This is a genomic window from Bacillus sp. UNC438CL73TsuS30 (genome assembly GCF_000482325.1).
In the GTDB taxonomy this organism is placed as follows: domain Bacteria; phylum Bacillota; class Bacilli; order Bacillales; family Cytobacillaceae; genus Neobacillus.
This window is the reverse complement of sequence record NZ_KI535295.1, coordinates 297,042-311,025: the sequence shown is the minus strand read 5'-3', so window position 1 is coordinate 311,025 and position 13,984 is coordinate 297,042. Positions and strand designations below refer to the sequence as shown.

Annotated in this window: 14 protein-coding genes; 4 read left to right on the top strand and 10 right to left on the bottom strand. The window is 37.9% G+C overall.

The window, feature by feature from the left end; translation table 11 throughout:
* Positions 1–71: 71 nt before the first annotated feature.
* The 3 genes from odhB to M028_RS32870 all read left to right on the top strand — a co-directional run bounded on the left by odhB (position 72) and on the right by M028_RS32870 (position 2,700).
* Complete coding sequence (gene odhB / locus M028_RS0115225) at positions 72–1,322, top strand: 2-oxoglutarate dehydrogenase complex dihydrolipoyllysine-residue succinyltransferase (RefSeq protein ID WP_026574607.1); 1,251 nt, start codon at positions 72–74, stop codon at positions 1,320–1,322.
* 166 nt (positions 1,323–1,488) lie between these two features.
* The gene (locus tag M028_RS0115220) at positions 1,489–1,995 is read left to right on the top strand and encodes an acyl-CoA thioesterase (protein ID WP_026574606.1); all 507 of its coding nucleotides are present in this window, start codon (positions 1,489–1,491) and stop codon (positions 1,993–1,995) included.
* 402 nt (positions 1,996–2,397) lie between these two features.
* Positions 2,398–2,700 (top strand): hypothetical protein, encoded by a 303-nt coding sequence (locus tag M028_RS32870; RefSeq protein ID WP_155925626.1) that lies wholly within the window; start codon positions 2,398–2,400, stop codon positions 2,698–2,700.
* Here M028_RS32870 and M028_RS0115210 read toward each other — a convergent pair.
* From M028_RS0115210 to uraD, 8 genes are all read right to left on the bottom strand, one after another.
* Positions 2,697–3,122 carry a Fur family transcriptional regulator gene (locus tag M028_RS0115210; protein ID WP_026574604.1) on the bottom strand — a complete coding sequence of 142 codons (426 nt, stop codon included), beginning with the start codon at positions 3,120–3,122 and terminating at the stop codon, positions 2,697–2,699. The genes M028_RS32870 and M028_RS0115210 overlap by 4 nt on opposite strands.
* Positions 3,123–3,454: 332 nt before the next feature.
* On the bottom strand, positions 3,455–5,638 hold the full coding sequence (katG, locus tag M028_RS0115205) for a catalase/peroxidase HPI (protein ID WP_026574603.1): 2,184 nt from the start codon (positions 5,636–5,638) through the stop codon (positions 3,455–3,457).
* Positions 5,639–5,838: 200 nt separating this feature from the next.
* Positions 5,839–6,126, bottom strand: a complete 288-nt coding sequence (locus M028_RS30180; RefSeq protein WP_051591063.1) for an IDEAL domain-containing protein — start codon at positions 6,124–6,126, stop codon at positions 5,839–5,841.
* Between the two features lie 71 nt (positions 6,127–6,197).
* The gene (gene hemA, locus M028_RS30175; RefSeq protein WP_051591062.1) at positions 6,198–7,571 is read right to left on the bottom strand and encodes a glutamyl-tRNA reductase; all 1,374 of its coding nucleotides are present in this window, start codon (positions 7,569–7,571) and stop codon (positions 6,198–6,200) included.
* A gap of 206 nt (positions 7,572–7,777) precedes the next feature.
* Positions 7,778–8,296: a thiol peroxidase gene (tpx, locus tag M028_RS0115190; RefSeq protein WP_442852788.1), complete on the bottom strand. Its 519-nt coding sequence runs from the start codon at positions 8,294–8,296 to the stop codon at positions 7,778–7,780.
* Between the two features lie 42 nt (positions 8,297–8,338).
* Positions 8,339–8,692 (bottom strand): hydroxyisourate hydrolase, encoded by a 354-nt coding sequence (gene uraH, locus M028_RS0115185; RefSeq protein WP_026574601.1) that lies wholly within the window; start codon positions 8,690–8,692, stop codon positions 8,339–8,341.
* Positions 8,689–9,660 (bottom strand): factor-independent urate hydroxylase, encoded by a 972-nt coding sequence (pucL, locus tag M028_RS33605; protein ID WP_035424167.1) that lies wholly within the window; start codon positions 9,658–9,660, stop codon positions 8,689–8,691. Before pucL ends, uraH begins: the two co-directional genes overlap by 4 nt.
* A gap of 108 nt (positions 9,661–9,768) precedes the next feature.
* The gene (uraD, locus tag M028_RS33600) at positions 9,769–10,269 is read right to left on the bottom strand and encodes a 2-oxo-4-hydroxy-4-carboxy-5-ureidoimidazoline decarboxylase (RefSeq protein ID WP_035424290.1); all 501 of its coding nucleotides are present in this window, start codon (positions 10,267–10,269) and stop codon (positions 9,769–9,771) included.
* Between the two features lie 209 nt (positions 10,270–10,478).
* Between uraD and M028_RS0115170 the strand changes: the two genes are divergently transcribed.
* A complete protein-coding gene (locus M028_RS0115170; RefSeq protein WP_026574599.1) occupies positions 10,479–11,207 on the top strand; it encodes a PucR family transcriptional regulator in 729 nt (242 codons plus the stop codon).
* A 34-nt stretch (positions 11,208–11,241) separates the two neighbouring features.
* On the opposite strand, the gene M028_RS0115165 is transcribed toward M028_RS0115170, so the two are convergent.
* Positions 11,242–12,474, bottom strand: a complete 1,233-nt coding sequence (locus M028_RS0115165) for a PucR family transcriptional regulator (protein WP_026574598.1) — start codon at positions 12,472–12,474, stop codon at positions 11,242–11,244.
* A 31-nt stretch (positions 12,475–12,505) separates the two neighbouring features.
* On the bottom strand, positions 12,506–13,834 hold the full coding sequence (locus tag M028_RS0115160; protein ID WP_026574597.1) for a nucleobase:cation symporter-2 family protein: 1,329 nt from the start codon (positions 13,832–13,834) through the stop codon (positions 12,506–12,508).
* Between the last annotated feature and the right edge of the window lie 150 nt (positions 13,835–13,984).

Below are 13,984 nucleotides of genomic sequence, written 5' to 3'. Positions count from 1 at the left end.
CAGCTAGATACCAAAAGTTAAAATACTTATTTAATAAGAGACTTAACCTAAAACATAGGAGGATATGAAACATGATTGAAATTAAAGTACCTGAGTTGGCAGAATCCATTTCAGAAGGAACTATTTCACAATGGCTTATTAATCTTGGTGATAGTGTCAACAAAGGAGACAGTTTAGTAGAGCTGGAAACAGACAAAGTTAATATAGAATTAAACGCTGAAAACTCCGGTATAGTTACAAAAGTATTAAAGGAACCTGGCGATACGGTAGAAGTAGGCGATGTAATTGCTATTATCGAAGAGAATATATCTGAGGTGGCCATTCCACCAGTTCTAACAGCTGCTCCGGAAAAACCAGTAGAAGAAACTTTAAATCAACAAAACGCCCAGCCAGAGAAAGAACTACCGAAAGCCACAAGGCCGATTGCTTCACCGGCTGCAAGAAAATTGGCAAGAGAACTTGGAATCGATTTAAACCAAGTAAGCAGTAATGACCTGCTAGGAAGAATTAGGCCAGATGATGTAAAAGCCTATTCGCATACACCTGAGGTAAAGGAAGAGCCAAAATTGGAAAAAGCAAGTCCAAAACCCACTGTACAAAAAATTGATGAAGAGTTTGATAAACCAGTAGAACGAGTAAAAATGTCCCGCCGGCGTCAAACCATCGCTAAACGCCTTGTAGAAGTCCAACATACTGCAGCGATGTTGACAACATTTAACGAAGTTGACATGTCCGCTATTATGGATTTACGCAATAAGCGGAAAGATGCCTTTTTCAATAAACATGGTGTTCGCCTTGGATTTATGTCGTTCTTTACAAAAGCCGTGGTCTCAGCTTTAAAGCAATTCCCACTTTTAAATGCCGAAATTCAAGGCGATGAATTAATTATCAAGAAGTTTTACGATATCGGAATTGCAGTTGCAGCACCAGAAGGTTTGGTCGTTCCAGTTGTACGCAATGCGAACCAGAAAAATTTTGCCGAAATCGAACAAGAAATTGGTAATCTTGGTAAAAAAGCTCGTGATAACGCCCTCACTTTAAATGATTTACAAGGTGGAACATTCACAATTACAAACGGTGGTGTTTTTGGATCTTTAATGTCAACACCGATCTTGAATAGCCCACAAGTAGGAATTCTCGGTATGCATAAGATTCAAACAAGGCCAGTGGCAATAGATAATGAACGAATAGAAAACCGTCCAATGATGTATATTGCCCTATCTTACGATCATCGAATTGTGGATGGGAAAGAAGCAGTTAGCTTCTTGGCTATGGTAAAAGAGTTGTTGGAAGATCCAGAATCCTTATTATTAGAAAGCTAAAACTTTAATCAAAGATTTTTAGAAGCTTCTCAGTAAGGATTGTCCTACTGAGGAGCTAAAAAATTCTTCAAAGAAGTGAAATAACGATTTTATAGTGATGGTAATAACTCTTTAATGATAAAAAAATAAAACGCCAATAGTTTGATATATTTCGGGGGATTTGTCAATGGAAGCTAAATATTGTAAAGAATCAAGAGTAATACGAACAAGTCGTGTATTCCCTAATGATGTAAATAATCACAATACATTATTTGGTGGCCGGTTAATGAGTGATTTAGACCAAATTGCCTCCATTTCCGCGGCGCGCCACAGTCGAAGAGAATGTGTAACGGCTTCAACGGATTCAGTCGATTTTTTACATCCAGTTCGAACAACAGATTCCGTCTGTTTTGAATCTTATGTGACATGGACAGGCACCTCATCAATGGAAGTATTTGTGAAAATTATAGCGGAAGACTTAAAAAGCGGTAAGCGTAAAATCGCAGCAACTGCCCTCTTAACATTTGTCGCGCTTGATGAGCATAAACGCCCAGCGCGTGTTCCGGAAGTCATTCCTGAAACAGAAGAAGAAATAAAATTACATGAAACCGCCCCCGAGCGGGCAAAAGTACGTAAAGAGAGAAAGCAGAAAAGTAAAGAATTAGCTGCGTTTTTAACAATGCATCAGCACTAGTACTGACACATCATATGATCGATATGATTAAGTTTTTAGAAATCTATCATGTTCTGACAATTTTATCCTAGATAAACGCAGGGAAATAATAAAATTTTTTCCTTGCGTGCTATCCGGTTGTAGGATGTAGTTTTTATGACTGTAGGACAGATTTCTGTACCGTAGTACTCCTCGACTCTAATCTGAGGTGGATTTAGAAATTGTATGAAACGTAAATTTATTGGTGAAAGAGGTATTATATCCTCATCTGAAGTCTCACAGCATAGACATGTCCTATATTCCCTTGATGAAGCGTTCGAAATTTTTCATTCGTGCAAAGAAAGAACAAGGATTAAGATAGGAACAATCAATGGTTATCAAGAAGTAATGAGGTATATCCGTCAATTGCTTTCAGGAGATGTTATGGACGTTATCGAAACTACAGCGGATAAAATACGAAGTTATATCAATTATCTTCGAACCGAACGTATACCATACTCAGAGGATGAACATCGAAAACGCAGCAACAAAGAATTATCTGTTCACATGATTAACATTCGTATTCGGGCGTTAAGTACGTTTCGCTTTTTGTTCACAGAGAAGATGATATCACTTGGTGGAGGGCTTACTTTTGAAGAAGCATTGTCAAAAAAAATAATGATATTCTTTACTGAATGGAATGTCTACATGACAATGAATAGTTCACTTTCAAACACCCCTTTTTAAATACATTTAGGGCAAATTCCTTGTAATTCAAAAAAGTGATGAGTTACATTAAATTGGAAATTAATTTTGGCAAATTTTTCTACTTGAATTAATTTTGGGTAATAAAAGTCAGCAAGATTTCCGCAAAATTTACATCTAACATGATAATGAAAGGAAGTAGCCCATTCAAAGCGGCTAGCAAATTCCCCAAAGGACAATTCATTTATAAGATTATATTTCTTAAAACATTTTAAGTTACTATATATCGTGGCTGGCGTTAAACTAGGCAAAAGTTCCTTTAAATCTTTACAGATTTCATCTACGGTGGGATGAGAATTAGAAGTGGCCATATACTCCAATATAGCTAATCTCTGTGGGGTTAGCTTTAATCCATTATTTTTTAATACCCCAGAACCTTGTTGAACACGTGGATGATTCATCATCTACATCATCTCCATTGTATTTTTTTATTCTCCATGTTGGTAAATTCGAGAATATTATAAGTTTAATAGAAGGGCACCGATAGAATTGAGAATAACATTCAAAATCATTACCCTTTTAAAACACGAATGCTGTCATCCAAATTAGACAACAGCACTAATATGTGTTTTAGGATCTCTTTTTTTGTGTATGGATCAAATCAGATAATTTAATTTCCATGTTGATTTTTCGCCAAAATAGAGACCGACTAAAATCGTCGGTCACCTTGGGAATAACAGGGATAATATTTACTAACTTTTATTGGGCTTTGTTGCATTAATACCCGTAGTAGCCGTTAATTAAGGTCGAAACGATCTGCATTCATTACCTTTACCCAGGCGGCTATAAAGTCATGCACAAACTTCTCTTTGTTATCTTCTTGAGCATAAACTTCTGCAATGGCACGTAGAACGGAGTTTGAACCGAACACTAAGTCAACTCTAGTTGCTGTACGCACTACTTCACCTGTCTTGCGGTCACGTCCTTCATATATACCACCTTCTACAGGCTTCCACTCAACTCCCATGTCAAGCAGGTTAACAAAGAAGTCGTTAGTAAGTGTACCCACATTATCAGTGAAAACACCGTGTTTTGTACCACCGTAGTTTGTACCTAGAACACGCATACCGCCAACAAGTACAGTCATTTCTGGTGCAGTAAGGTTAAGTAGTTGTGCCTTGTCTACTAGAATCTCTTCTGCACTTACACTATACTGCTTCTTCTGATAGTTGCGGAAACCATCCGCGATAGGCTCTAAGACTGCAAAACTTTCAATATCAGTTTGCTCTTGTGTTGCATCGCCGCGTCCAGAAGCAAAAGGAACGGTTACGTCAAAACCTGCATCTTGAGCAGCTTTCTCTACTGCAGCACTACCGCCTAGTACAATCAAGTCGGCCAAGCTGACTTTTTTATCTAGATGACTTTGAATGTCTTCTAGTACACTAACCACTTTTGTAAGTTGTTCCGGTTGATTCACTTCCCAATCCTTTTGTGGAGCAAGACGGATGCGAGAACCATTTGCGCCGCCACGATTATCTGAGCCACGGAAGGTACTTGCTGAAGCCCAAGCCGTTGTGACTAACTCGGTAATTGTAAGACCTGAATCCAGGATCATCGTTTTAATCTTTTCAACTTCATTATACGTTAATTCATAATCAACGGATGGTACAGGATCTTGCCAGATAAGCTCTTCTTCTGGAACTTCTGGGCCAAGATATCTTGAAGCAGGACCCATGTCACGGTGTGTTAGTTTGAACCATGCACGGGCAAATGCATCTGCAAATTCTTCTGGATTCTCATGGAAACGACGAGAAATCTTTTCGTATATTGGATCAAAACGTAAAGCCATATCCGCAGTGGTCATCATCGTCGGAACACGTTTTGATGAATCTTCTGCATCCGGTGCAAGATCCTTCTCATCAGGATTTACTGCAAGCCACTGAAATGCACCTGCAGGACTCTTTGTAAGCCACCATTCATATCCAAACAATAGATCAAAGTAACCATTATCCCACTGTGTCGGATTGGCAGTCCAAGCACCTTCAATACCACTCGTAATGGTGTCATGACCTTTACCTGTGCCATGTGTGCTTAACCAACCTAAACCTTGTGCTTCAATAGGAGCAGCTTCTGGTTCTGGACCAACATGAGCAGCATCTCCTGCACCATGCGCCTTACCAAAAGTATGACCGCCAGCAACTAGTGCTACTGTTTCTTCATCGTTCATTGCCATACGTGCAAAGGTCTCGCGTATGTCTCGAGCACTTGCAAGCGGATCTGGTTTACCGTTTGGTCCTTCAGGGTTAACATATATTAGCCCCATCTGAACGGCAGCAAGTGGGTTCTCAAGCTCACGATCACCTGTGTAACGGTTATCACCTAGCATTTCAGTTTCAGAACCCCAGTAGATATCTTCTTCTGGATGCCAAATGTCGGCACGTCCGCCTCCAAAACCAAATGTCTTGCCCCCCATTGATTCTATCGCAACATTCCCAGTTAGAATCATTAAGTCAGCCCAAGAGATCTTGTTGCCATACTTCTGCTTAATCGGCCATAGCAGTCGACGGGCTTTATCAAGGTTACCGTTGTCAGCCCAGCTGTTCAGTGGAGCAAAACGCTGATTGCCAGTTCCAGCACCACCACGGCCGTCACCTGTTCGATATGTACCAGCTGAGTGCCAAGCCATACGGATAAAGAATGGACCATAATGCCCATAGTCAGCCGGCCACCAATCTTGGCTGTTTGTCATAAGCACTTTAAGATCCTGCTTAAGAGCATCATAATCTAATTTTTTAAATTCCTCTGCATAATTAAATTCTTCTCCCATAGGGTTAGATTTTCTGTCATGCTGATGCAGAATTTTCAAGTTCAACTGGTTTGGCCACCAGTCTCTATTTGGCATATTACTTGATTTGTTAGAGGTTGCACCGCCATGATGAAACGGGCACTTTCCAATGTTAGTAGTGTCTTTAGTGTCCATATTTTTTTCCCCTTTAGTCATTTTTTTCACCCCGTAATATTTTTGATAGCGATTAAAATATGCTATATAACTATTAAAAATTAAAATCATTTAAAAATCAATATTAATATATAATAAATTTAATTTATTTTCATTTCAGATAATTCAGTTAAAGTATTTAAATTGTAAATAATACTTATGATAGTTTAAAGTAGCAATATTCATAGTTTATTTAATTGCCTACCTTTTTCAATTAAGCTTTGTTGTTGGTGTCTTAATTTTTCATACTTAGCGGACAATTCCAGAAATAAAGGCTTATCCATTGATTCAAGAGCATCATTAATCTTTTCCTCTAGAAGCGTAATTTGCCTGGTAACCATTGCTTCATCCAAGACTATTTGTATATACATATCAAGATTTGAACTCACATCTTGAGTTTTCTTTAATGAATTAAGCGATTTCATAATCTCACTATATGAAGTGCTTTTATACGGTTTTTTCTTTTCCATTGCAAATCACCCCTAATACCTTTTATATGATCATCTTTTTCTAATACATATCATTCTTATTCCACATTTATTCAAGAGTGGACGGGAATATTCCCGAAGGTAGTAGAAGGATGTAATACATTAATTAAGTGGTTTGGCTTTGAATTAAATTTTCTCACATTATGTTGCTCGTCTATTTCTTCCTCTAATGAAAAAAGTTGAATAATAAGGTCCGAAATTTCCTTTTGGTTTGAATTAGTAGCAACCATCTGTTTCATTCCAATTAATGGTGAATGCATCATTTGGGTAACGATGCTTTTTGAATATTTACGAATAATTTTTCGTTCCCTTTCAGTTAAACCAGGTAACTTGTTTTCAATTTGACTGACAGCCTCTTCATAGATTCCTAATGATTTTGAGCGAAGGGCAGCCATAATAGGTGTAATAACCAATGTGCTTAACCACGTCTTAAAGGTCAGCAATTCCTGGTCTATCATATCGTTGATTTTTTCACGTTCTTGAGCTCTTTTTTCTAGATTGGTTTCAACAATACTTTCCAAATCGTCGATATCGTATAAGAAAACATGTTCCAGGTTATTAATTTTCGGATCAATATTTCTTGGAACAGAAATATCAATCATAAATAAAGGGCGTTGTGTTCTTTTTAGGTTAATAGTTTCCATATCTTTTACAGTGATGATAGGTTCTTTCATATCAATAGAACTTATAATAATATCAGCTTCGATTAGTACATCGTGAATTTGGTCCATCGTTTTGGTGCCAGCACCAAATTTCTCTGCCAATTTCTTAGCCCGTTCATATGTTCGATTCACAACAATTATTTTATCTGCTCCATTTGCGTGAAGATGTTTTACCGTTAATTCTGCCATCTCACCTGCACCTAAAATAACAGCAGTCTTGGAATGTAAAGGACCAATAATTTTTTTTCCTAACTCTATTGCAGCATAACTAACAGAAACAGCATTTCTACCGATATCCGTTTCGGAATGAACATGTTTAGCAAATGTAATGGCTTGTTTAAATAATTTATTAAATATAGTACCTGTTGCTTGATGACTGTGGCTACTAGTATAAGCTTCTTTAACTTGTCCTAAAATTTGAGTTTCTCCTAGAACCATCGAATCAAGACCACAGATAACGCGGAATAAATGCTTTACAGCTTCATCATTTTCTTTTAAATATAAATTATTTGTAATCTGTAATTTATCTGCATCAAAAGAATCGTAAAGAAATTGGATAATTCTATGCTTAACCATATATGTTTCATCTACAACAGCATAAATTTCAGTTCGATTACAGGTTGACAAAATTACACACTCTTGAATACCCTCGGTACGACACAGAGATTCAATAAAATTGGAATAAGACTCTTTTTGTATTTTAAATTTCTCCCTAATTTTCACAGGTGCTGTGCTATGATTCATTCCCAAAACAATTATTTCCACATGTACCACTCCATTTTTAAACCATTCCAGAAAAAGATAAGATCATAAATATTGGAAGGAAGTGCGGTAAACTTAGAATCATATTTACCACACTCACCAATGATTTTTTGATAATTCTGTCAATTAATAATAGATTACGATTAAAAAAATGAACTTGTACTCCATGTGTCTCTTCGTAATTTAATTGAGAAGTACAGTGTTAAAGTCTATTTTGCAGTTTTGACCGCGATTAAGGCTGCTTCATAATTTGGATGATTCGTTACTTCAGAAAGGTATTCCACGTATGTCACAATATTTTGGGAATCTACAACAAAGACTGCCCTGCTTTCTAAACGATGCTCCTTCATGTAGGTCCCATATGCAGTGCCAAATGACATACTTTGATGATCTGATAACGTTTGGACATTTTTTATTCCTTGTGCACCACACCATCTGCTCTGGGCAAACGGGAGATCCGCACTTATTGTTAATACGACGACGTTTTCACCAAGCTTTGCCGCTTCTTCATTAAAGCGTCTGGTCTGCTGGTCGCATACAGCTGTATCAAGGGATGGGACGACACTAATCAGTCGTACCATATGATTTGAATCTGAAAGAGTTACCTTTGACCTGTCGTTCGCTAAAACCTCAAAGTCCGGTGCATTATCACCGACTTTAATTTCCGGCCCAATTAGCGTAACGGGATTTCCCGCCAATGTGGCCATGCGAGTGCTTTCTGTAATCATTAAACTATTTTCCTCCTTTCAAACGATAAGGTGAGTTATTAATCAACTGCCGCGATAGGTACTATATCCGCCCGGTGCAACTAACAGCGGGACATGATAATGACTGTCCGGGTCAGCAACACCGAACCTTAATGGGACTTTATCAAGGAAGGGCAGCTCGGGTACATCGACACCTTGAGATCGAAAATAATCAGCCACATAAAAAAGTAATTCATACTCCCCGGTTGTTAGTTGATTATCGTTTAATAAGGGGGAATCCACCCTGCCATCACTATTCGTATTGACTGACTTGATAAAAGTACGCTCCGGTTCAAGTTTCCAAAGATCTATCTTTAATCCTTTTACTGGCATACCCTTTGCCAAATCTAAAACATGGGTTGTTAATCTGCCGCTCATGCCTCTACCTTTTGTGGAGAAACCGCTAATCCTTCATTCTCAAGGTCTTGGCGGTCTACAACAAAACCTTGGAAACCGTACGGTGGCCTTGGCTCTGTAAATACAGCAGCATTAGAATCTGGAACTTCAACAATCGTTTCCCATGTACGGTTATTAGATAAGAATTGTACTTCTGCAAGCTGCGGGAAGCGTTGAAGAATACGTAAACCTACACGGTATATTAAATCTTGGATTGATTTTGTTTCTGCCTCATGGAAAACAGAAGCAGTAATATCACGAACTTGTTCAGCTGGAACATAAACAGCCGGATTGTCTGAAACTGCATCCTCGTTATTGTTGTAACGATAATGGATATCTAAATAAATATAAAGCGGACGATCCTTTGCTTCCGGCAAGGTAGTATATTCATCATGAATAAAACCGTAGAATGAACTGCCGGATACTTTAATCAAGTGAAGATTCCTAATACCACTTTCTTGCTTTACAATATTATTTCCTTTCTCAGTTCGTTGTACCTTTACAGTAGTCGTTATTAATTCATTTCTTGAATGTCTGTAAACCAGCGGACTTGCCTCCAATTGATCTTGTCCGGCAACATTTACAGTTTCAAAGGGAACTTCATCGGCAGTAATTTCAACAGCAGTAAGGTGTGCATAAGTGTTAAGGAAGCGATTACAAACAAATGCTAAAAATCCCTCAAAAGTCGGTCCATGGTACTGTGCTGCTTGGCGCAAAATAAAGTTTTTCATAGAATCAGTAGCAACAACACGGCTGTTGTCCGCTTTTGTAAATGATTCTACGAAATCCCCTTCCAGAGCAATCTTAGCATTCATTCCAAAAATAACGTTATTGCGGCCAGTAAAGCCTGACTCAGGAATTGATTTAATACCTTCAAGCGGGGTTTGATAGGTCCGGAAAACAAATACATCACCTTTACCATAATACATAACTCTTTCCTTTGAACTCATAAAAACTCCTCCTTCTATTTTTAAATCATTTAAAATCTAAATCAACGGTAGCCCGTTCATTTACAAAAGAATGGAAGAAAGCTCTGGCATTTTGTTATTACCTCTAAGCTAGGCGTTAAGAAAATCCTCTAAGCGAAACAAAGCTATTTTATAGATTTGTTCCAGAGCTTCTTTAAGTTCAGCCTCAGGTCCATTGTGCAGCCGTTTTTTCAACATCTGCTTTATGGATTCTTTGTTTTGGCCTTTTACTGCCATGATGAAAGGAAATTCGAATTTGTCTGTATATGTCTTATTGAGTAAAAGAAATTCCTCATGTTCTTCTCTTGAAAGCTGATGAAGGCCTGCACCCGCTTGTTCTTTAACTGATGCATCTGCCATTTGAACTCGCCCTGCCAAATCAGGGTGTGCCCTCAAGAGAGCAAGTTTATCATTTAGATCAGCCTCCTGAACCACATGAACCATCGTCCTATGCAGTTCAGATATAGAATGAAACGGTTGATTTACCCAAGCCTTTTCAGCTACCCACGGTGAATGTTCAAAAACCCACCCAAGAGCTTCGGTAAAAGCAGCTTGATCAAGTTCATTCATTTTTGCCAGCTTCCTGCTCATATTTTTCATTCCTTTCTATTTAGAGACCCCCTCTCTCCTAATAAACTACTCATTTAATAGTTATTAAGGATTAATTTAATTTTAATAGGATTTATTATTATGGTCATTAGCCGAACCTGACAAATCTGACTACTTTCCATTGTGCTCTAAGCACACTATAAGGTAAACTATTGATAATTAGAAACCTTCTTATAAAAGGAAGTGGAACCATGAAGTTGACTTTAGCAGAAGCATTAAGCAGCTCTCCATTAAGCACTTGTAAGATCGCTGCAGGTTTTAATGGAATTTCCAACTATATAACATCAGTTAATAGTTTCGACGCCCCTGATGTTATTCATTGGCTTAAAGAAGGAGATTTGGTCTTAACTACGGGGTATGTTTTCAAAAATGAAGAAGCTTCATTAATTAAATTGGTTCAGGATCTAGCAAAACGGAAGTGTGCAGGACTGGGAATCAAAACCAACCATTTACAAAGCTCTCTGCCTTCTGAGATGATTTCTATTGCGGATGAATATTCTTTTCCCATCTTTCAAATTCCAGATGAACAATCAATAGCTGATTTAGTTCTTGCAGTACTAAGGAAAATATTAGCAGTTCAGTCCGAAGAGACGATGGAAGAGGAAAAAGAAATTGAAATCTATTCGTTACTGCGATATATTCCAAAAGATGTTCTAGAAAATTATTATACTCACTTACTGTCTCCATTAATTGAATATGATCAGTTGAATCATTCGGATTTCATCAAAACACTATCGGTATACCTAAATAGCTGTCTAAAACCGACAGAAACGGCTCATACACTGGGTATTCACCGCAACACCGTACACCAGCGTTTGCCAAAAATTAAAGAACTTCTTGGTATGGATTTTAACAATGGAGAGAATATTTTCAAATTACAGTTGGCCTTATGGAGTTACCAATATTCCGAGCAAAAATAAAAAGGGCCGGGAATCATTCCGGCCCTAAAAATCTTTAAATCGTTGACTTTATTTCAACTTCATTTGAACAAGGCAGCAAGTCGAGCATCCTTGCAATTCGCAACCCTAATTGGAGGCGAAATGCCGTCTTGCTTTCATTTAGATCAATACCCAATAATTCCTCAATTCGTAAAATCCTAAATTTCACCGTGTTTCGATGTACAAAAAGAACATTCGCAGTTTCTGCCAGCTTGCCGCCGCTTTCCAGGAACGCCTCTAAGGTCTGCAGCAGATTCGAGTTATTTTCTTGGTCATATGTAGTTAGCACTTCCAGTGTACTTTTAACATAGTTTTTTAACACGTCATCTGATAACTGCTGAAATAAACCTTCAGGTGCATAATCAGCGTATTCATAAATGGCCAAATTCCTGTAGTCTGAATTTGTTTTTCCAAAATGAACAGCCTCCTTAGCTTCCTTATAGCTTTTATGTATTCTCGAGAGTTGTATACATGGTGAACCGATTCCGATTTGAACCGGTTGTTTGGGAAATTTCTTTTGAATTTGATTTCCCAGAAGTCTTGCAGTTTTTCTCGCAATAGTGGCAAGTTCTAGCGGTTTTTTTAGATTAAGAGGATTTAAAATCACTGCAAAATCTTTATTGTTAGGAATCATTTGCAACTTTGCATTTACTTTGTTTCCAATCTCGTTTGCCATTTGAGCAAAGGTGGTTTGACTAATAACCGGTTTATCTCCATGATAGGGATTAACTGATATCATCATCGCAATATAATTGGAGTTAGGCATGAACTTATATTGATGGGAGATTAATTCTAAATCTCCATGCTCGAGTGGATGGCCCATAATTAGTGAGACTAAAGAATTTTTCTTATTAAACAAATCTTCATAACTTACAATCTCTTTCGTTACCGAAAGAAGCAGGTCAGATAAAACAATATCAGATGATAATTCTATTAAAGGCAGACCTAAGCGATCTGCCTCCTGTAACATAACTGCAGGAATTTCAGAAAAAAACCTTTTTACTTTAATAGCCAAACCAGCACAATGTTTCTCGGCGAGGTCATTGAGCAATTTAATCTGAGTATCCTGTTGATCTTTAAAGACATACCCGGTTGTTAGCAGCAAATCACCTCGTTTTAACCATGATGTATCGGGAGCATCCATAATGCTGACAGAACGGATGCTGTTATGTACCCCTCGATCCCCCGCTATGATACGGCTGCTACCAATTACCTGCGGCTTTAAAAAATCAGATACCAGAAATGACATTGTTCACGCCTCCATTTTATAAAAACCTGTTCTATTCAGCATCCAATATGGCTTCTGCTTCTACTTTCTCGAATCCATGAAAATGCCCTTCTTGCAAACTACCATTTAACAATGCGTTTAATATAACAAGAACTAATGCACCAACTACAACGCCATCCCCAATTAATAAATGAAGAGTTTGTGGAAGATGAGTAAAGGCAGTGGGGACACCTTTTATTGCTAATGCGATACCAACGCCAATAGCAATTGTAATTTGATTAGATGGCAAAGACATATCCGCTTTCCCAATAATTTTTAATGCAGCAGCAATTAGCATGCCAAACATCGGGATCATGGCCCCACCAAGAACAGGAGCAGGAATCATAGTGGTGAGAGCTCCTACTTTTGGTACTAGACCTAAAAATACAAGGATAATCCCGGAAGCAACCAAAACACTTAAATTTGTTACTTTCGTAAGCATAACTAGACCGACATTCTGTGAAAAAGTCGAATGGCTGAAGGAATTTAGGATACTACTTATAAATGCGCCAATTCCTTCTGCACGTAGTCCTTTTTTAATATCGGCTTCGCCAATTTTCCTATCTGAAAATTCACCAAGTGCCATAAATACGCCAATACTTTCAATCGCAATAATAAAGGAGATAATAACCATTGTAATAATGGCAGAAAGGTGGAATGTAGGTGTTCCAAAATAAAATGGCGTGACAATGTTAAACCATTTTGCTGTACCTAGTGTTGAAAAATTCACCATTCCATAGAAACTAGCTACCACTGTACCAATGATCATCGAAATTAAGACAGAAATTGACTTTAAAAATCCCTTAAAAAATGTGTTGAAAATTAAAAAGCAGAGTAAGGTAAATACAGCGATGAGCAGATTCTTTGGATCCCCAAAATTTTCAGCTCCTTGACCGCCCGCAGCATTAGCCATCGCAACAGGCATTAAGGTAATACCAATTATGAGAATCACAGAACCCGAAACAATAGGAGGGAAAAACTTTGCCAACTTACCAATAAACGGGGCACAAAGGGCAATTACTATTCCTGAAACCATAACTGCCCCGAATACACCTGTTATCGAATATGCCTTGCCAATTGCTATGGCAGGATCAAGAACGATAAAGGATACGGCCATTAAAGCGGGTAATCGAATACCGGCGATACTCCCAAAACCAATTACTTGGATTAAAGTCGCAATACCGCATGACAATAAATCAAACGAAATAAGATAAACAAGCTGTTGTTGTGTCAATCCAAGTGAATGGGCTACAATTAATGGGACTGCTATAGCACCGCCATACATAACACAAACATGCTGAAATCCTAACGCAATTGTTTTACCGAAGCTTAATTTTCCCATCCATGTTCCTCCTTGATATACGAAAATATTGGAGTTGCATTTTTCACAAAGCCGGGGCAACTATTCATTAAACAACAAATTACTCGCAGAATATAAATAATATTCGGAATTTTTTGGCAACAAAATCAAAACTATGAATCACATTTGAGA